Source organism: Amycolatopsis plumensis (genome assembly GCF_042652605.1).
Classification (GTDB): domain Bacteria; phylum Actinomycetota; class Actinomycetes; order Mycobacteriales; family Pseudonocardiaceae; genus Amycolatopsis; species Amycolatopsis plumensis.
The window spans coordinates 2,778,107-2,795,933 of record NZ_JBHSJY010000001.1 but is presented as its reverse complement, the minus strand read 5'-3'; the positions used below and the strand labels follow the sequence as shown (position 1 = coordinate 2,795,933).

Here is a 17,827-nt window from a genome sequence, read left to right as displayed (position 1 = left end):
CCGGATAGGCTTCCGGCGTGCTGCTCAGTGACCGTGACCTCCGCAAAGAGCTCGACGCCGGCCGGCTCGGCATCGACCCCTTCGATGCCGGCATGGTCCAGCCGTCCAGCATCGACGTCCGGCTCGACCGGTTCTTCCGCGTCTTCGACAACAGCAAGTACACCCACATCGACCCGCAGCTGCAGCAGGACGAGCTGACCTCGCTGGTCGAGAAGGAGGGCGACGAGCCCTTCGTGCTGCACCCTGGCGAGTTCGTCCTCGGCTCGACGTTCGAGCTCGTCACCCTGGCCGACGACCTGGCCGGGCGCCTCGAGGGCAAGTCGTCGCTCGGGCGGCTCGGGCTGCTCACGCACTCGACTGCCGGGTTCATCGACCCCGGCTTCTCCGGGCACATCACCCTGGAGCTGTCGAACGTCGCGAACCTGCCGATCACGCTCTGGCCGGGCATGAAGATCGGCCAGCTGTGCATCTTCCGGCTGTCGAGCTCGGCCGAGCACCCGTACGGCTCCAGCGAGGCCGGGTCCCGCTACCAGGGGCAGCGCGGCCCGACCCCGAGCCGGGCGTACAAGAACTTCCACCGCGTCGACACCTGGCGCTAAGCGGCGACCTTTTCGTCCCAGTCGATGTGGTGATTCCACATGAAGGCGTTCGGGTCCTCGTCGAACGGCTTCGCGAACGCCCGCTTGATGAAGAAGTCGCGGACCACGCGCCCGACCGGGCCGATCACCTTCTGATCGCCGTTGCGCTTGCCGGCCGCGACCACCGCCTCGACGCGCCCGCGCCGCAGGCTTTCGTACGTGGCCAGCGCGCGCTCGACGTCCGGCACATCGCGCAGGCATTTGCCCAGCGTGACGGCGTCTTCGATGGCCATCGAGGCACCCTGGCCCGCCGCCGGTGACGTCGCGTGCGCCGCGTCGCCGATGATCACCATGCGGCCGCGGTGCCAGACCGGGACCGTCGGGAAGTCGTACGTCGGCCAGGCCGGGTAGATCTCCCGCGTCGCGCGGATGATCTCGGCGGCCGGTGTCCGGTCGGAGGCCACCAGGTGCAGGAGCTCGGCGCGCAGCTTGTCCCCGGCCAGCGTGGCCAGTTCGGACGCGGTCGGCTCGGTCTTGCGGGCCGGGTTCGCGAACCACCAGACGCGGCCGTCCGAGCTGACGACGTGGCAGAAGAACACGCGCTTGCCGAACACCATGTTCAGCACGCCCGGCTCGTCGGGCAGGTCCAGGCCTTCGGCGAACCCGCCGGTGTTCAGCAGCGGGACGTACCGCGGTGACGGCGCGTCCGGGTCGATGATCGTGCGGACCCGGGAGCGGAGGCCGTCGGCGCCGATCAGGAGGTCGCCCTCGGTGTGCGAGCCGTCCGCGAAGTCGGCTCTGACGTGCGTGTCCGTCTGGCTCGCGCCGATCAGGCGCTTGCCGTACTCGACCTGGATGCCGCGGCGCGCGGCCTCGTCGCGCAACGCCACGTAGAGGTCGGAGCGCAGGACGGTCTGGCTCACCGTGCCGTCCGGGAGGGCGCCGCCCAGCGGGAATTCGGCCAGCCGCGTGCCGTTGCCGAGCCCGATCGACATCCGCGGGGAGTCGAAACCGGCGCTGCGGACGACGTCCTTGAGGCCGAGCGGGAGCAGCGCGTCGAGGCCGTTGACCGCCAGCGTCAGGAACGCGCCGACGCCCTCGGCGCCGCGGTCGTACGCCTCGAACAGCAACGGCTCGTGCCCGGCTTCGTGCAGGGCGATGGCCGTGATCGTGCCCGCGACGCCGCCCCCGATGATCAGTGCCCGTGTCATGTCGTTCGACCCCTCGAATGTCTTAGAAATTAATTCGTTCTGTCGAACTAAAGAGTGAGCTAGGCTGGTCGCCGTGTCAAGCGAGCGAACGAAACTCGTCGAAGAGGTCCTGCTCAGGTCACGGGAGCTGTCGACGGAGACGGTCATGTTCCACACCGCGATCGCCGCGACCCGGGGACTGTCGGCGGTGGAGACCAAGGTCCTCGACTACCTCGCGCGCTTCGGCTCGCAGACGCCGAAGGAGCTCGCGCGGCTGTCGGGGCTCGCGCCCGCGTCGGTGACGGCGATGATCGACCGGCTGGAGGGCAAGGGCATCGTCAACCGCGAGCCGCACCCGGACGATCGGCGCAAGATCCTCATCGCCCTGGACCTGCGGTCCATCGAGAGCGGCGTGCACCTGTGGGACCACCTCGTCAAGGGCATGCACGAGCTCTGCGACCGCTACACCGAAGACGAGCTGCGGACGATCATCGGGTTCGTCCGGACCGCCACCACGCTCACCCACGAGTCGACGGAGAAGCTGACCGCCGCCACGAACGAGTGAGTTTAAGGGCGCAAAACCGGGTCTCGTGCCACGCTCCGAAGGTCGTCTCGGCTCCGGAGGTGGCGAGGAGTGCCGTTGCCCGAAAGACCGCTTCGCCCGATTCTCGTGCTGGCACTGGTCTTCCTGGCCTCGGCCTTCGTGCCGTCGGCGGGCGCGGCCGCCGCCCCGCCGTTCGAGGTGGGGTACGACGCCGTGGTGTACGGCGACTTCGTCTACGCGGGCAACGGCGTCCTGCGCTGCCCGGTCGCCTCCCCGGCGGCGTGCGCGAACACCGCCGACCGCAAGGAGAATCTGGCCAACGACGATTTCTTCATGCAGTGGGCCGACGTCGACGCCGACGCGGCCACCTTCGACTCGGCGAGCGCGTCGGTGGGCGTCCCGCCGGGAGCGCGCGTTGCCTTCGCCCTGCTGAACTGGGCCGGCAGCACCAGCTGCGGTCCCTCCGCCGTCGCGCCGCCCGGGACGCCCGCGAAGCAGAACGTCCGGATTTCCGTCGGCAGCGCGTCACCGGTGGACGTCGCCCCTTCCGGGTACGCCGAAGACGGCGGTTACTACTCGGCGCACGCGGACGTGACCAGCCGGTTCGCCGGTGTCCCGCCGGTTTTCGACGTGACGGTCGGCAACGTCTGGGCGCCCCAAGGTTTCGACTGCGCCGGCGGCTGGTCGATCGTGCTCGTCTACGCCTACCCGGAGCGCAATGCGGACTACGCGCCGAGCAAACGCAAGGTGGTGGTCTACGACGGTCACGTCCGGCAGGCCGCCGGCGCCCCGCCCACGGAGACGACGATCGCCGGCTTCCGCGCCGCGGCCGCCGACGCGCACCTCGGCGTCACGGCGTACGACGGTGACTGGGGCAAGTCCGGCGACCAGTTCCTGATCGACGGCACCCCGGCCGCCGAGCCCGCGACCGGCGGCACGTCCAACTTCTTCGTCTCCAACGCCGACAACGCCGCGGCACCGGGCGCGAAGAACAACTTCAGCGTCGACGCGAAGGCGTTCAACGTCGACAGCATCCCCGCCGGCGCGACGAGCGCCAAGCTCGGTTTCGTCACCAGCGGCGACGCCGTCCTGGCGCAGAACCTGGCGTTTTCGGTGCCGGTGCCCGAACTCCAGGTCGCCGTGCGCGCGACCCAGCCGAAGGTGCACGCCGGCGAGCCGGTGCCGTTCGTCGTCGGCGTGACCAACCCGGGCGACGTCCCGGCGTCCGGAGTCGAGGTCGGCGCCGAGGCCGTCCCGGGCTGCGCCAAACCGCTCGGCACGCTCGCTCCGCACCAGACGGTCAGCTACTCGTGCACCGGAACCGCGCCGCCCGGCGACTTCACGAACACCGTGCAGGCGACGGGCACGAGCGCGCTCGGCGACGCACTCGACGGCGTCGCGAGCGCCCCCGTCGACGTCCTGCACCCGGCACTGGGCCTGACGAAGACGGCCGATCGGCCCGCGTACCGCGCCGGCGACGCCGCGACCTTCGCGATCAAGGTCACGAACACCGGCGACACGGAGCTGTCCGACGTCCAGGTCGCCGACCCGAAGACGCCGTCGTGCGCGCTCAGCGGAGCGCTCGCGCCGGGCGAAAGCCGCACGACGACGTGCACCGCGCAGGCGCCGATCGCCGACGGCGTCAACACGGCGAGCGCGCTGGGCACCGACGAGCTCGGCCAGCAGGTCACGGCGACCGCCGACGCACCCGCGCCGACGATCGCGCCCGCGGTCGAGGTCACCAAGACCGTGGACCTGCCGGTGATCCACGCCGGGGACGCCGTCACCTGGACGGTCGCGGTCCGCAACACCGGCGACACCCCGCTCGCCCCGGTGAAGCTCACCGACGACACGACGGCCGCGTGCGCGCGCACCTTCGCCGGCCTGGCCGCCGGAGCGACGCAGACGTACACGTGCACGGCGAACCCGTCCCGGACCACGACGTCCCGGCTGACGGCGACCGGAACCGACCTGACCGGCCAGCCCGTGACGGCCACCGCGTCGGCGACGGTCACGGTGCTCGCCCCGGCGCTGACGCTCACTGCGGCCGCGACGCCCGGTGTCGCGCGCGCGGGCGACCCGATCACGTACACGCTGACGGTCGCCAACGCCGGCGACGCACCGCTGACCGAGGTGGCGGTGGCCGACGACGTCCCGGCGTGCGCCAAGGCGATCGGTGCGCTCGCCCCGGGCGCGACGGTCACGTACACGTGCACCGCACCGGCCCCACCGGACGACTTCGCCACAACGGCGGCAGCCACCGGCAAGGACCAGCTCGGCCGCGCGGTGAAGGTCACCGACGACGCGGCGGTGGACGTGATCCACCCGGCGGCCAAGCTCGCCGTGCGCGCGACACCGGCCCAGGTCCGCGAAGGCGACACGGTGACGTGGACGATCACCGCGGCCAACACGGGCGACGTACCGCTGACGGAGGTTGCGGTCGCGGATGCCCAGGTCCCGCTGTGCGCGAAGCAGCTCGGCGCGCTCCAGCCGCAGGGGCAGCGGGAGTACACGTGCACGACGGTCGCGGGCGCGACGGGTTTCGCGAGCAAGCCGACGCTGACGGGCACGGACCCGACCGCCCGCCCGGTGACGACGGAGGCCGAGGGAGCGTTCGCGGTCCAGCACCCGGCGGTGGCGATCACCGCCGAGGTACCGGGCGGCCCGTTCCGCGAGGGCGACAAGGTGCCGTTCCGGATCACGGTCCGCAACACCGGTGACGTGCCGCTGACGAGCCTCCGGGTCACGGACGCGCAGACGAGCGACGTGCGGGCCGTGGGCGGGCAAGTCGCGGACGCGCCGGGCAGCGGCATGCGGGCCGTGGGCGGGTGGACCGCCGGTGAGCCGCTCGCTGGCGTGCGGGCCACAGACGGGCAGGTCGCCGACGCGCGAGCCACTTCCTCGGCGTCCCCGCCCCCACCCACCGGCTGTACCCAAGCCATCGAGGGCACCGTCGACCCCGGTACCACCCGCGACTTCTCCTGCACCACCACCGCTCCGGCCGACGACGTCAGCCGCACCCTCCGGGTCGTCGCCACGCCACCCGTCGGCCCGGATGTCGGTGCCGCGGCCAGTGCCGACGTCGACGTCATCCACCCCGCCATTGCCGTCACCAGGACCGTCGACGCCGCCGTGGTGCACGCTGACGACTCCGTGACCTCGACCATCACCGTGACCAACACCGGTGACAGCGCGCTCCAGGACGTCACCGTCGCCGACGAACGAGCGCCGGGCTGTGCCAAGGCCCTGGGCATGCTCGAACCGCAGGCCGAACACACCTACAGCTGCACCCAAGCCGCCGGTGAGACCGACTTCGCCGCCGTTGCGAAAGCCACCGGTATTGACGCCACGAACCGTCCGGTGACTGCCACTGCCCAAGCCGCAGTCGACGTCATCCACCCCGCGATCACCGTCACCGACGACGCCTCACCCACGCGCGTCCGGCAAGGCGACACCGTCACCTTCTCCCTCCTCGTCGCGAACACCGGCGATGTCCCGCTGACCGATGTGTCCCTTGTGGACAGCCAGCTTCCGGCGTGCGCTCAGTCCATCGGCACCCTCCTTCCCGGCGCCCGGCAGCGCCACTCCTGCAATGTAAACGCCGGGACCGACAGTTTTGTGAGCTCGGCCACCGCAAGTGGCACCGATCCGGTGAAACGCCAGGTCAGCGCGACCGACGACGCGGCCTACACCGTGCTGCACCCCGCCCTCGAGCTCACCCAGGTTCTCCATGGCGGCCCCTTCCGTCCCGGCGACGCCGTCACCGCCACCCTCACCGTCACCAACACCGGCGACGTCCCGCTGACCGCCGTCGACGTCCGGAGCGGGGCCTGCACGAAGACCTTCGACGAGCTGAAACCCCACGACCGGAAGAACTTCGACTGCACCACGGCCGCCCCGGCCGACGACGCGGAACTCGCCGCGGAAGCGACGGCGACCGCCCCGGTCGGCCCGCCGCTCACCACCAAGGACACGGACGAGCTCGACGTCATCCACCCCGCCGTCAAGCTCACGATCGACGCGAAGTCCCCGATGGCCCGCGAGGGAGACGAAGTCACCTTCACCGTCACCGCGCGCAATACCGGCGACGTCCCGCTGGCTTCCGTATCCATTGTGGACGAACAGGCCACCTGCGCGAACAGGTTCGACACCGTGGCCGCCGGAACGGCGAAGACCTACACCTGCACCCGCAAAGCGCCGTCCGACGACTTCGGGCAAGCGCTCGAGATCACCGGAATTGACCCGAGTGGTCGCACCGTGCAATCGACCGGTGACGCAAAAGTCGACGTCATCCACCCCGGGATCGCGGTGATGAAAGACGCGGCACCGTACGAAGTCCGGGAAGGCGGCACCGTCACGTTTTCGATCCTGGTCAAGAACACCGGTGACGTCCCGCTCGTCGACGTGGTCGTCGCCGACGACCACGCGCCGTCGTGCGCGCACGCCGCATCCGCGCTGGCCGTGGACGCCGAACTTTCGTACACCTGCACAACGACCGCCGGGAAAGTTGGCTTCACGAGCAAAGCAACCGCCACCGGTCAAGACCCGACCCGTCGTCCGGTGAGTGGGTCCGGCGAAACGACCTTCGTGGTCCGAATGCGCTGAATGGAGTAACGCGGAAGCGGCCGATTGCCCCGAAATCCATACCTGTCGCCGACGGGAAATGTGACCAGGGCGTTCGTAGGGTTCTCGCCGTAATTGTCCCGTGATACGTTCCTGCGCCGTGTCCCCCATTGGTGAACGTGCTCACGTGGTGATGGTGTCACTCAGTGTGCTGCTCGGCGTTTTTTCCGCCGCGGCCGGCACCTGGATGGCCACCGCGGAAGGAAACACCGCCGAGCTCGGCGCCGCGGCGCTGGTCCTGCCGAACGAGCGCGCCGGCGCCGGTGCCGGCAGCGGAACCGACCTCGCCGGCGGTCAGGTCCAGACCACCACCCCCGGTCAGCCGCCCGCCCCCACCACCTCGGCCCCCGCCCCGACGACGTCCAGCGCGCAGCCCACGCCGACCGAGACGTCCGCCGCGCCGCAGCCATCGACGTCCGAGGCCCCGCCTCCGCCGTCGAGCACCAAGCCCGCGGCGCCTTCCGTAACCGCTCAGGTCATCGCGCTGGTCAACGACGAACGGGCGAAAGCCGGCTGCGACCCGCTGACCGAGGAATCCCACGTCACGAAGGCCGCGCAGGACTTCAGCGACCTGATGTCGGAGAAGAACTTCTTCTCCCACACCAGCCCCGACGGCACGACGTTCGACCAGCGCATCAAGCAGGCCGGCTACCCGAAGCCGGGCGCGGAGAACATCGCGCGGGGGCAGACGTCCGCGGCGAAGGTGATGGACTCCTGGATGAACTCCGAAGGCCACCGCGCGAACATCCTGAACTGCTCGCTCAAGAAGATCGGCGTCGGCGTCACCACCGACGGCTGGTACTGGGTCCAGGACTTCGGGTACTGAGGCCCGTTAAGGCTTGCTCCACCGCTCGGCGATGTCGCCGTACCGCGCCAGCACCGTCGCCCGCAGGTCCGGATCGGACCGCGGCACCGGCTCGATGAACACCTCGGTGACGTCGTGGAACGACTCCGTCAGCTCCGAAGCCAGCCGGACGCACGCGCGCTCGAGGTCCGCGGCGCCGAGTGAGTCGTCGAAGTCGACGCGGGTGCAGACCAGCACCTGGTCGGTGCCCATCAGCATGGTCTGCAGGTCGACGAGGGCCTCGATCTCCGGCGCGGCGGTCAGGTGTTCGCGGATGCCGCGGACCAGGGTCGGGTCGGCCTGGCGCCCGACCAGCAGGCCGCGGTTGGTGCGGCCGAGCAGGTAGGCGACGCAGGCGAGCAGCAGGCCGATGGCGATCGACGCGATGCCGTCCCAGACCTCGGAGCCGGTGAGCTGGTGCAGCCCGATGCCGCCGAACGCGAGCAGCAGGCCGACCAGCGCGGCCGAGTCCTCGAACAGGACCGTCTTCGGCGTCGGGTCGTCGATGAGCCGCAGGTACGTCCACAGCGAGCGGTTCTCCGCGCGGGACTCCCGCACGACCTGCCGCACCGCCTGCAGCCACGACGTGCCTTCGAGCAGGAACGCCACGGCGAGGACGATGTAGCTGAGCAGCGACGTGCTCTGCGCCTCGCCGTGCCCGAACAGCGTCGAGACGCCTTCGTAGAGCGCGAACATCGCGCCCGAGGCGAAGATCGAGACGGCCGCGAGCAGCGACCAGAAGTACCGCTCCTTGCCGTAGCCGAAGGGGTGCACGCGGTCGGCGGGGCGCTCGGAGCGCTTCAACGCGGTCAGCAGCAGGACTTCGGTGATCGTGTCGGCCACCGAGTGCGCCGCTTCGGACAGCATCGCGCCCGAGCCGGTGATGATGCCCGCGATCAGCTTCATGACGGCGATCGCCAGGTTCACCCCGCCGGCCAGCAGGACGGTCAGGGTGCTTTCGCCGCCGGAGTTGCCGGATTCCTCGCTCACCCCGGTGAGCGTAGTGCTCAGAGGCGGCGCAGGCCGTGCAGAACGCGTTCCATGAGCGCCATCGCCGGACGGCCGTCGGCGTTGGTCCGGCTGTCGTGGATGGTCACCAGGCCCTGCTCGGCCATGTCGTCGAGCAGGACGCGCACGACGCCGAGCGGCACGCTCAGCGTGGCCGCGACCTCGGCGACCGAACGCGGGTGGAGGCACAGCGAGCGCACCGAGCGGATCTCGCCGGTCACCCGGGCGCCGTCCCAGTGCGCCTCGGCCCGGGTGGAGACCATCGCCTCGATCGCGAGGTGCCGCCGAGACTGCGTCCGGCCGCGCGTGAGGACGTACGGGCGCACGAGGGTGCGTTGCGTGGGTACGTAGTCCTGGGCGAGCCGGATTTCGTCCGGGATGGGGTGGAGTGCGTGTCGGCCGGTCGTCGTGGTCCGCCGGTCCTCGGCCATCCGTGCCGCCCCCTGTTTCCGTGATCGTCAAAGGTGCCCTCGCTGGCAACGGCGGCGGCGAGGAAAGGCCAGGATACGCCGCTTGTCCAGGGTTCAGGCCGTCGTTTCTCCTCAACCTGATGGGCCATTTCAGTGATTATCATGAACATCTTTCAGGAAAACGATTACCGCGACGAAGTTCCAGCTAGTGGGCCTGCCGGGCAGGACAAAGATGTGACAATGGGTAGCGGAATGGCTACCTGATCACCAATCTTCGTGATCACGAAAACGGCCCCGGCCAGGAGACCTGACCGGGGCCGTGCGTTCTCGGGAAATGTGTCACTCTTCCGCGAGTGACGGCGCTCCCAGCGCGATCGGCTTCGGTTCCGGCTTGCGCTTGACCGACTCCAGCAGCATCTGCGCGACGTCGACGATCTCGACCTTCTCGCTCGCCGTGCCGTCGCTCTGCCGCGCGGTGAGGCCGTCGTTCAGCATCACCTTGCAGAACGGGCAGCCGGTCGCGATCTTCGACGGCGCGGTGCCGAGCGCCTCGTCGACGCGCTCGATGTTGATCCGCTTGCCGATCTTCTCTTCCATCCACATCCGCGCGCCGCCGGCGCCGCAGCACATCGACTTGTCGCCGTGCCGCGGCATCTCGCGCAGCTGCGCACCGGTCGCGCCGACCAGCTCGCGCGGCGCCTCGTACACCTTGTTGTGGCGGCCGAGGTAGCACGGGTCGTGGTAGGTGACGTCCTCGGCGACCGGCGCCACCGGCACCAGTTGCTTCTCGCGCACCAGGCGGTTCAGCAGCTGCGTGTGGTGCACGACGTCGAACTGGCCGCCCAGCTCCGGGTACTCGTTGGCGAGGGTGTTGAAGCAGTGCGCGCAGGTCACGACGACCTTGCGGGCCTTGCGCTCGCGGCCCTCGAACACCGAGTTCAGCACCTCGACGTTCTGCTGGGCCAGCATCTGGAACAGGAACTCGTTGCCGGCGCGGCGGGCCGGGTCACCGGTGCAGGTCTCCTCCGAGCCGAGCACGGTGTACTTGACGCCCGCCATGTGCAGCAGCTCGGCGACCGCCCGCGTGGTCTTCTTCGCGCGGTCCTCGAACGCGCCCGCGCAGCCGACCCAGAACAGGTACTCGGCGTCGCCGAGGTCCCCGTCGAACACGGGCACCTCGAAGTCGAGGTCCTCGGTCCAGGCCAGCCGGTCCTTGGCGTTCTGGCCCCACGGGTTGCCCTTGTTCTCCAGGTTCTTGAACATGCCGTTCAGCTCGCTGGGGAACGCCGACTCGATCATCACCTGGTAGCGGCGCATGTCGACGATGTGGTCGACGTGCTCGATGTCGACCGGGCACTGCTCGACGCAGGCGCCGCAGCTGGTGCAGGACCACAGGACGTCCGGGTCGATGACGCCGCCGTCGTCGCCGACCAGCGCCTTCTGGGACTCGGCGATCGCGAGGACGTCGATGCCCGCGTACATGTTGTCGCCGGACAGGCCGACCTCGTCGCCCGCCATGTCGCGCTTGCCGCCGGCCAGCAGGTATGGCGCCTTCGCGTAGGCGTGGTCACGCAGCTGCGTGATGACCAGCTTCGGCGACAGCGGCTTGCCCGTGTTCCACGCGGGGCATTGCTCCTGGCAGCGGCCGCACTCGGTGCACGTCGAGAAGTCCAGCCAGCCCTTCCAGCTGAAGTCCTCGATCTTGCCGACGCCGAAGGTGTCCTCGTCCGGGTCGGCTTCCTCCAGGTCGAGGACCTTGCCGCCGCTCATCATCGGCTTGAGCGCGCCCAAGGCGACGCCACCGTCGTCCTCGCGCTTGAAGTAGATGTTGAAGAAGGCGCTGAAGCGGTGCCACGCGATGCCCATGGTCATGGTCCGCGCGACGACGATCAGCCAGACCGTGGCGCTCATCAGCTTGACGAACGCGAAGATCGTCACCAGGTTCGGGCTGGGCGGCAGCAGCTGGCCGATCGGGTTCGAGACGAAGGACGCCCACAGTGGCCCCTCGTGCGTGTCCAGCGCGGACTTCGCGGCGCGGACGCCGATGATGCCGATGCCTTCGATGAGCACGACGGCCTCGACGAAGTACGCCCACTTGAAGTTCGAGCCCGCGAACCGGCTCTGGCGGTCGGCGCGGCGCGGGTGGTTGCGCTGCCGGATGGCCATCAGCACCAGCGCGCCGACGATCGTGCCGAGCCCGAGCAGCTCCATGAGCAGCTGGAACGGCGGGAAGTCGTCGAGGATCGGCCAGCCCCACGTCGGCACGAAGACCTCGCCGTAGGCCTCGAACAGGGCCAGGGAGCCGATCAGGAAGCCCCACATCACGAGCCAGTGGGCCGGCCCGACGCTGCGCTTCCGGTTCATCCGGGTGTGGCCGGCGAACTCCTTGATCAGCGTCTTCATGCGCGGCATGAACGGCCCGTTGCGCGTCGAGTCGGGCTGGCCGAGGCGGATCACCCGTACGAAACGGGCGATGGTCGCGGCGAACATGCCCCAGGCGACGAGGCCGAGCACGACGGAGAGCCCGCCGAGCGTCAGTTGCAGAGCGCCCATCGTTCGGGTGCCTTTCGTCCGGGAAAAACTGTGGTGGTGCCGGGAGACTAACCGTCCTTACTGATGAGTAACCCGTTGAGTGGCCTTAAGTCCCACCGATGTGGTGTACGTCGCTCTTTGTTTTGGGACGATCGTTCAGGTAGTTTTCACCCTATGGTGAAGCTCCAAGTCGACGGCCGGAAGGCGCGCGGCGAGAAGCGGCGCACCGAGCTCATCGAGGCCACGCTGCGGATCATCGAGCGCGACGGCGTCGCGGGTGTCACGCACCGGACGGTCGCGGCCGAGGCCGGAGTACCCACGACGTCGACGACCTACCACTTCTCGTCGCTGGACGACCTGCTGGTCGCGACGCTCATTTCGTGCGCACGCGACATGGCCACCGAGGTCTACTGGATGATCGACCGGGCCCGGTCGCGCGGGTCACGCGGCGCCGAGGAGGTCGCGGCGCTGCTCGCCGAGGCGCTCGGGCCGCGGCGCGGGCGCACGATGGCCGAGTACGAGCTGTACCTCCTGGCCGCGCGGAAGCCGGAGCTGCGGCCGGCCGCGCGCCGCTGGCTGGACGTCCTGACGTCGATGGTCCGGCACGACGACGAAGTGGCGTTCCGGGTCTTCCTCGCGGGCATCGACGGGCTGCTCATCCAGGGCCTGATCGACGACGAGCCGCCGTCGGCCGAGGAGCTGCGCCCGGTGGTGGACTACCTGCTGAAACCGCGTTGACGCCTCGATTAGCTTCGGATCATGCGGACTTTTGGCGACTACGAACTCGACGACGACCGCGCGCGGCTGGACCTCGACGTCGTGTGGAAGTTCCTCTCCACCGAGGCCTACTGGGGCCGCTGGCGCACGCGTGAGCAGGTCGAAGCCGCCATCGACGGCTCGTGGCGGGTGGTCGGCGCCTACCGCGACGGCACGATGGTCGGGTTCGCCCGCGCGTTCTCGGACGGCGTCTCGTCCGCCTACCTCGCCGACGTCTTCGTCGTCGACGCCGCCCGCGGCAGCGGTCTCGGCAAGGAGATCGTGCGCGAGATGATCGACAACGGGCCCGGCGCGCAGTTCCGCTGGATGCTCCACACCGCCGACGCGCACGGCCTCTACCGCCAGTTCGGCTTCGCCGAGCACACCCGCGGGCACTACCTCGAGCGCGAAGGGCCGAACTCGGCGAACTTCGTCGGCTAACGCAGGTCGTCGAGGAGGGCGTCCCACGATCGGGTGGATGTTTCGAGCGTTCCGCCCTGGCGGTCCTTCGTGTCGCGGATCCGCACCACCTGGGCGAGCGCGACTTCCACGCACTCGGCCTCTTGCCCGGTGTAAGTCGACTTCCGCCAAGTCACGTCAGGCCTCCAGTTCCGCGATCACCCCCTCGATGAACGCGCGCGATTCGTCCACGTCCAGCGCGAGGGATCCCATGGTCTTCGCGGCGGACTTGTAGTCCGTCACCTGGTCCTCATCGTAGATGTAGGCGCTGCCGCGATGCTGGTCCAAGAAGACGATCGCGGGCAGGTCCGAATACTCGAAGACGCTGAACGAGCCGTTGAGGCCCGGGTGAAATCCGCCGCCCGCCGGAACGACCCGCACCGCCAGCCGCCGCGGGAGACCGACGAGGTAGCGGAGCTGCTCGGTCAGGATCTCCGTCCCGCCGATCTCCTGCCGGAGTGCGGCTTCGCCGAGCACGATCGAGTACTCCGGCGCGCGGTGCTCGCGCATGGCCGTCTGCCGGATCGTGCGCACCCGCAGCCGCTGCTCGACCAGCTGGGGAGCGGAGCCGCCGTAGGCCAGGATCGTCCGCGCATAGTCCGGCGTCTGCAGCAGGCCGTGCACGAGCATCGGCTGCCAGCTGAAGATCGCGGCCGCGGTGCGCTCGTACTCGGCCAGCGACGTCAGGATCGCCGGGGCGTCGGGCATCTCCTTCTCGAGCCAGTTCGGCTCACGCGCGGTGCGCGCCAGCTCGAACAACCTGTCGCGTTCGGCGCCGAGCACCCGCAGCTGCCCGAGCAGGAGCGCGACCTCCTCGATCTTGGGCACGCGCAGGCCGAGCTCCCAATTGGACAGTTCCGCCGCGTGCACATCGGTGGCGCGGGCCAGCTCGCGCAGCCCGTACCCGCGCGCCTTCCGCGCTTTCCGCAGTCCGAACCCCAGCGCTCTGGACCGGGGTGTCGCTATCGGTGGTGACATGAGCGCAGTGTGTCATCGGGGTCCGACAAAAACGGGCCCGGCTCCGTTGCCGATCCGCAACAGCGCCGGGCCCGCGGGGAAAACTCAGCCCTTGTTCTCGTACACCGGCGTGATCACCGCGCGGGCCAGCGTGTGCCCGAACATGTTGAAGCCGAGGAACGCCGGTGTCGCGTCCTCCGGTACGTCCAGCTTGTCCAGATCGAGCGCGTGCACGGCGAAGTAGTAGCGGTGCGGGCCGTGCCCGGGCGGCGGCGCGGCGCCGAGGAACCGCTTGACCCCGCCGTCACCCTTCAGCGTCACCGCGCCTTCGGGCAGGCCCGAGCCGTCGCCCGCGCCGGACGCCAGCTCCGTCACCGACACCGGCACGTTGAACACCGCCCAGTGCCAGAACCCGCTGCCGGTCGGGGCGTCCGGGTCGTAGCAGGTGATCGCGAAGCTCTTCGTCTCCGCCGGGAAGCCCTCCCACGCCAGGTGCGGCGACTGGTCCTCGCCGCCGGCGCCGAAGATGCCCGACAAGTGCGGCGTGGCCAGGGTTTCGCCGTCGGCGACGTCGTTGCTGCGCAGGGTGAACGACGGCACTTCGGGCAGGGATTCGTACGGGCCGGGTGCTTGCGGCATGGATCCTCCTGATCACGGAACTGGAGACTTGCGCCAGGTTATGCCCCCGAGCACCACCCCGTCTCAGGGAGGGATCTCAGGGTCTTTCGGGGGGATACCCCCATGTACGGCCCGCTCACCCCGCCCTAACGTTTTCTCACGCAGAGGAAACAACACTGAGGGGACCAACGACCATGGCGCGCCCGCTTCTGGCTCTGGGTGGCATCGTTCTGATCGGCGTCGGCCTGGCGACCGCGCTCGGCTGGGGCTGGGGTTCGAAGTACGAGAACACCAGCACCGTTTCGCAGGCCATCCGCAGCGTGAAGCTGGAAGGCGACTCGGGATCGGTGAAGATCCGCACCGGCTCGGGGCCGTCGACGGTGCGCGAAGAGGTGCACTACAACTGGCGGAGCAAGCCGGAGGGGTCCTTCTACCGCGTGGACGGCGACCAGCTGGTGCTCGGCACGTGCGGCACGAACTGCACGGTCGACTTCGAGGTCGTCGTGCCCGCGGGGGTGCCCGTCACGGGGAACCTCGACTCCGGTGGGCTGGACATCGCCGGGGTGTCGAGTGTGGACATTCAGTCCGATTCGGGGCACGCCCGCGTCGAGGACGTTTCCGGTGCGGTGAAGCTGCGGCTGGCCAGCGGCTCGATCGACCTGCGGGACGTCGGCGAGGTCCGGCTGCAGAGCGACTCCGGCAGCATCACCGGTCGCGACGTGCGCGGCCCGGTCGACGTGACGGCCTCCAGCGGCAGCGTCGACTTCACGCTGGCCCAGGCGAACGACGTGAAGGTGCACGCCGACAGCGGCAGCATCGAACTGGCCGTGCCGGGTGGTCCGTACCGCATCCAGGGCAGCAGTGACAGCGGGCACCGCGAATTCGACGTCCCGACCGACGGTTCGGCTCAGCACCTGCTGGACCTGACCACCGAGAGCGGCAGCGTCACGGTCCACGCGGCCTGACTTTCCTTTTACGACGGGGGTTTTCGATGGGCAGGATCGAACGGCGCGTGCTGGTGGCCGCGCTGCTGGGGGCCGTCACGATGTTCGGGGCCGTCGGCTTCGCGCGGGGCGGGGCGTCGGAAACGCCGGCGCAGGGCGTGCCGGTCCCCGCGGATTACCACTATCGTGTGACTTCTTGGGTTGGCTCTCCCGCGGAAGTCTTTGTGCAGCAAGGAAATCCGGATTTCTTCCTCTCCTCCTGGACCGCCCGCCGCTCCTGAACTGTCGGTGGCCGCTGTTAGGAAGGAAGCACGCCGAAGGCCGGCGTGGGCAGGGGGAGGAAACATCATGGACGTGCGCCGGATCGTCGCGGTCATCGCGGCGGTAGTGGTCATGGCAGCGGTACCGGCCGTCGCTTCGGCTTCGGTGCTGACGTGGCATCCATGCGCCACGCAGCAGGAGCCGTCGGCGGAGTGCGCGACGGTCGAGGTGCCGATCGACCGCGCGCGGCCGGAGCTGGGGTCGGCGCAGCTGGCGCTGGCCCGGCTGCCCGCGCGCGATCCGGCCCACCGGATCGGCTCGCTGCTGGTCAACCCGGGCGGGCCCGGCGGCTCGGGAGTCGGGTTCGCGCAGTTCGGCGGGCTGGCCTCGCCGGAGCTCGATGCGCTGCGGCAGCGCTTCGACGTCGTGGGGTTCGACCCGCGCGGGGTTTGGTACAGCACGCCACGCATCACGTGCGATGCGGCGACGCTGTTCGACCCGGTGCTGGACCGGTACCCGTCGACGCGGGCGGGGTTCGACGCGCTGGTCGCGCACAACCGGAAGGCGGGCGAGGACTGCCTGGCGCGCACCGGGCCGCTGCTGGCCCACACGGACACGCAAAGCGCGGCCGAAGACATCGAGACGATCCGGGCGGCGCTCGGCGAGCCCCGGATTTCGTGGCTGGGTCTCTCGTACGGCACCGAGCTGGGCGCGGTCTACGCGTCGAAGTACCCCGGCCGGGTGCGGGCGATGGTGCTCGACGGCGCGATCGACCACGCGCGGCCGATGAACCAAGCGATCCTGGAGGAGGCCGCGGCCACCGAGGACGCGCTGGTCCGGTTCGCGGCTTGGTGCCGAGGGGCGGCCGACTGTGCTTTGCGTGGCCAGGACGTCCTCCGCTTCTACGACGACGTCGTGGCGCGGGCGGCCCGCGGCGCGATCTGGTCGAGCGACCTGGGCCGCCCCGCGACGGCCGACGAGGTCTCGGCGGGGGTGTACGGCCACCTCTACATCCGCGGTGACTGGCCGATGCTGGGCACGGCCCTGGCCGCGGCCGGGGGCGAGTTCCCGGACGCGCGCGGGCTGACCGAGCGGAGCCAGTTCCTGTCCCCGCTCTACGCGGCCTACCGGGCGATCGGCTGCCACGACTTCCCGTCGCCGTTCACCGGACCGGCGGACATGGGCCTCATGGCAGGGCTGGTTCGCGCGGTGGCGCCGCACAGCTGGCGGTACTCGGAGTACTGGGACTTCGCCAGCGGCTGCACGGGCTGGCCGGTCGAGGCGAAGAACCCACCCCAGACCCACCCGGTGCACGGCGCCCCGCCGATCCTGGTGGTGGGCGGCGCCCACGACCCGGCGACACCCCTGGCCTGGGCCCGCGGCCTGGCGGCGACCATCGACGGCGCGGCCCTGCTGACCCGCACGGACGACGGGCACACCGGGCTGTTCAACTCCGCGTGCGCGCGGGCGGCCGAGGTGGCTTACCTGGTGGATCGGGTCGTGCCGGGTCGCGGCGCGGTCTGCCGGTGAGGCGGGATCATCCCTCGGGGGCCGGGGGCCGGGGGCCGGGGGTCGGGGGTCGGGGGTCGGGGGTCGGGGGCCGGGGGTCGGGGGCCGGGGGCCGGGGGCCGGGAAGTCCGGGAAGCCTGGAGGAGCCGGGCCGGGAGCCGGGAGCGCCGAGGGCCGGGAGCGCCGGGAGCCGGGAAGTCCGGGCTGAGGACCGGGGAAGGCCTAGCCGGGGAGCCGGGGCCGGAGCGGGGCCGGGGAGCCCGGGGCCAGGAAGCCCAGGGGCCGAAGGGAGCCGAGCGCCGGGAAGGCCGAAAAGGCCGGGAGCCGGGGGGCCGGGGGCCGGGAAGCCCGGGGACCCGAAGCCGGGAGAAGCCCGGGGCGGGTGTCTTGAATGACTCATTCATGACCTCGGAGGTCATGAATGAGTCATTCAAGACGTTCCCCCGCGCCCTCCGGCACCCAGCCGGCGGCGGAGGCCGCGCCCGGGCTCGGGAGCGGCGGCGGCCGGTCGGCCGCGCTCCCTGCCGCGAGCGGGATTCCGGCCGGCCCGACCACCGAGTGGGCGGCGTCACACCGCACTTGGCCGCCGGACCC

17 protein-coding genes are annotated in these 17,827 nt (G+C 70.3%); 9 read left to right on the top strand and 8 right to left on the bottom strand.

Features of this window, described 5'->3' with window-relative positions; genetic code table 11:
* Positions 1–17 precede the first annotated feature (17 nt).
* On the top strand, positions 18–599 hold the full coding sequence (gene dcd, locus ACFPLC_RS13360; RefSeq protein ID WP_003058109.1) for a dCTP deaminase: 582 nt from the start codon (positions 18–20) through the stop codon (positions 597–599).
* Here dcd and ACFPLC_RS13355 read toward each other — a convergent pair.
* Entirely contained in the window at positions 596–1,789 is a 1,194-nt protein-coding gene (locus ACFPLC_RS13355) for an FAD-dependent oxidoreductase (RefSeq protein ID WP_378191583.1), read from the bottom strand. The genes dcd and ACFPLC_RS13355 overlap by 4 nt on opposite strands.
* Positions 1,790–1,862: 73 nt before the next feature.
* Between ACFPLC_RS13355 and ACFPLC_RS13350 the strand changes: the two genes are divergently transcribed.
* The 3 genes from ACFPLC_RS13350 to ACFPLC_RS13340 all read left to right on the top strand — a co-directional run bounded on the left by ACFPLC_RS13350 (position 1,863) and on the right by ACFPLC_RS13340 (position 7,761).
* Entirely contained in the window at positions 1,863–2,333 is a 471-nt protein-coding gene (locus tag ACFPLC_RS13350; RefSeq protein WP_378191581.1) for a MarR family transcriptional regulator, read from the top strand.
* Between the two features lie 105 nt (positions 2,334–2,438).
* Positions 2,439–6,917, top strand: a complete 4,479-nt coding sequence (locus ACFPLC_RS13345; RefSeq protein WP_378191928.1) for a DUF7507 domain-containing protein — start codon at positions 2,439–2,441, stop codon at positions 6,915–6,917.
* Between the two features lie 145 nt (positions 6,918–7,062).
* Positions 7,063–7,761 (top strand): CAP domain-containing protein, encoded by a 699-nt coding sequence (locus ACFPLC_RS13340; protein WP_378191579.1) that lies wholly within the window; start codon positions 7,063–7,065, stop codon positions 7,759–7,761.
* Between the two features lie 6 nt (positions 7,762–7,767).
* On the opposite strand, the gene ACFPLC_RS13335 is transcribed toward ACFPLC_RS13340, so the two are convergent.
* From ACFPLC_RS13335 to ACFPLC_RS13325, 3 genes are all read right to left on the bottom strand, one after another.
* Entirely contained in the window at positions 7,768–8,769 is a 1,002-nt protein-coding gene (locus tag ACFPLC_RS13335; protein ID WP_378191577.1) for a cation diffusion facilitator family transporter, read from the bottom strand.
* A gap of 17 nt (positions 8,770–8,786) precedes the next feature.
* Complete coding sequence (locus ACFPLC_RS13330) at positions 8,787–9,218, bottom strand: DUF742 domain-containing protein (RefSeq protein WP_013230882.1); 432 nt, start codon at positions 9,216–9,218, stop codon at positions 8,787–8,789.
* A 318-nt stretch (positions 9,219–9,536) separates the two neighbouring features.
* Positions 9,537–11,750, bottom strand: a complete 2,214-nt coding sequence (locus ACFPLC_RS13325; protein ID WP_378191574.1) for a (Fe-S)-binding protein — start codon at positions 11,748–11,750, stop codon at positions 9,537–9,539.
* Between the two features lie 156 nt (positions 11,751–11,906).
* On the opposite strand from ACFPLC_RS13325, the gene ACFPLC_RS13320 reads away from it, so the two are divergent.
* Together ACFPLC_RS13320 and ACFPLC_RS13315 are read left to right on the top strand one after the other, a co-directional pair.
* Positions 11,907–12,467 carry a TetR/AcrR family transcriptional regulator gene (locus ACFPLC_RS13320; RefSeq protein ID WP_167384557.1) on the top strand — a complete coding sequence of 187 codons (561 nt, stop codon included), beginning with the start codon at positions 11,907–11,909 and terminating at the stop codon, positions 12,465–12,467.
* Between the two features lie 21 nt (positions 12,468–12,488).
* Entirely contained in the window at positions 12,489–12,926 is a 438-nt protein-coding gene (locus tag ACFPLC_RS13315; protein WP_378191572.1) for a GNAT family N-acetyltransferase, read from the top strand.
* Here the strand turns inward: ACFPLC_RS13315 and ACFPLC_RS13310 are convergent.
* The 3 genes from ACFPLC_RS13310 to ACFPLC_RS13300 all read right to left on the bottom strand — a co-directional run bounded on the left by ACFPLC_RS13310 (position 12,923) and on the right by ACFPLC_RS13300 (position 14,540).
* Entirely contained in the window at positions 12,923–13,081 is a 159-nt protein-coding gene (locus tag ACFPLC_RS13310) for a DUF397 domain-containing protein (RefSeq protein ID WP_191313595.1), read from the bottom strand. The two genes, ACFPLC_RS13315 and ACFPLC_RS13310, sit on opposite strands and share 4 nt — an antisense overlap.
* Position 13,082: 1 nt before the next feature.
* The gene (locus tag ACFPLC_RS13305; RefSeq protein ID WP_378191570.1) at positions 13,083–13,922 is read right to left on the bottom strand and encodes a helix-turn-helix domain-containing protein; all 840 of its coding nucleotides are present in this window, start codon (positions 13,920–13,922) and stop codon (positions 13,083–13,085) included.
* 84 nt (positions 13,923–14,006) lie between these two features.
* On the bottom strand, positions 14,007–14,540 hold the full coding sequence (locus tag ACFPLC_RS13300; RefSeq protein WP_378191568.1) for a YbhB/YbcL family Raf kinase inhibitor-like protein: 534 nt from the start codon (positions 14,538–14,540) through the stop codon (positions 14,007–14,009).
* Positions 14,541–14,713: 173 nt separating this feature from the next.
* Between ACFPLC_RS13300 and ACFPLC_RS13295 the strand changes: the two genes are divergently transcribed.
* From ACFPLC_RS13295 to ACFPLC_RS13285, 3 genes are all read left to right on the top strand, one after another.
* Positions 14,714–15,484: a DUF4097 family beta strand repeat-containing protein gene (locus tag ACFPLC_RS13295; RefSeq protein ID WP_378191566.1), complete on the top strand. Its 771-nt coding sequence runs from the start codon at positions 14,714–14,716 to the stop codon at positions 15,482–15,484.
* 26 nt (positions 15,485–15,510) lie between these two features.
* Positions 15,511–15,744 carry a hypothetical protein gene (locus ACFPLC_RS13290; RefSeq protein ID WP_378191564.1) on the top strand — a complete coding sequence of 78 codons (234 nt, stop codon included), beginning with the start codon at positions 15,511–15,513 and terminating at the stop codon, positions 15,742–15,744.
* Positions 15,745–15,811: 67 nt separating this feature from the next.
* The gene (locus ACFPLC_RS13285; RefSeq protein WP_378191561.1) at positions 15,812–17,254 is read left to right on the top strand and encodes an alpha/beta hydrolase; all 1,443 of its coding nucleotides are present in this window, start codon (positions 15,812–15,814) and stop codon (positions 17,252–17,254) included.
* A gap of 405 nt (positions 17,255–17,659) precedes the next feature.
* On the opposite strand, the gene ACFPLC_RS13280 is transcribed toward ACFPLC_RS13285, so the two are convergent.
* Positions 17,660–17,812, bottom strand: a complete 153-nt coding sequence (locus ACFPLC_RS13280) for a hypothetical protein (protein ID WP_378235821.1) — start codon at positions 17,810–17,812, stop codon at positions 17,660–17,662.
* Between the last annotated feature and the right edge of the window lie 15 nt (positions 17,813–17,827).

Coding starts and splice junctions, on each gene's coding strand:
- ACFPLC_RS13355 (WP_378191583.1), bottom strand. CDS start 1,789: ATGACACGGGCACTGATCATCGGGGGCGGCGTCGCGGGCACGATCACG.
- ACFPLC_RS13330 (WP_013230882.1), bottom strand. CDS start 9,218: ATGGCCGAGGACCGGCGGACCACGACGACCGGCCGACACGCACTCCAC.
- ACFPLC_RS13325 (WP_378191574.1), bottom strand. CDS start 11,750: ATGGGCGCTCTGCAACTGACGCTCGGCGGGCTCTCCGTCGTGCTCGGC.
- ACFPLC_RS13315 (WP_378191572.1), top strand. CDS start 12,489: ATGCGGACTTTTGGCGACTACGAACTCGACGACGACCGCGCGCGGCTG.
- ACFPLC_RS13305 (WP_378191570.1), bottom strand. CDS start 13,922: ATGTCACCACCGATAGCGACACCCCGGTCCAGAGCGCTGGGGTTCGGA.
- ACFPLC_RS13300 (WP_378191568.1), bottom strand. CDS start 14,540: ATGCCGCAAGCACCCGGCCCGTACGAATCCCTGCCCGAAGTGCCGTCG.
- ACFPLC_RS13295 (WP_378191566.1), top strand. CDS start 14,714: ATGGCGCGCCCGCTTCTGGCTCTGGGTGGCATCGTTCTGATCGGCGTC.
- ACFPLC_RS13290 (WP_378191564.1), top strand. CDS start 15,511: ATGGGCAGGATCGAACGGCGCGTGCTGGTGGCCGCGCTGCTGGGGGCC.
- ACFPLC_RS13285 (WP_378191561.1), top strand. CDS start 15,812: ATGGACGTGCGCCGGATCGTCGCGGTCATCGCGGCGGTAGTGGTCATG.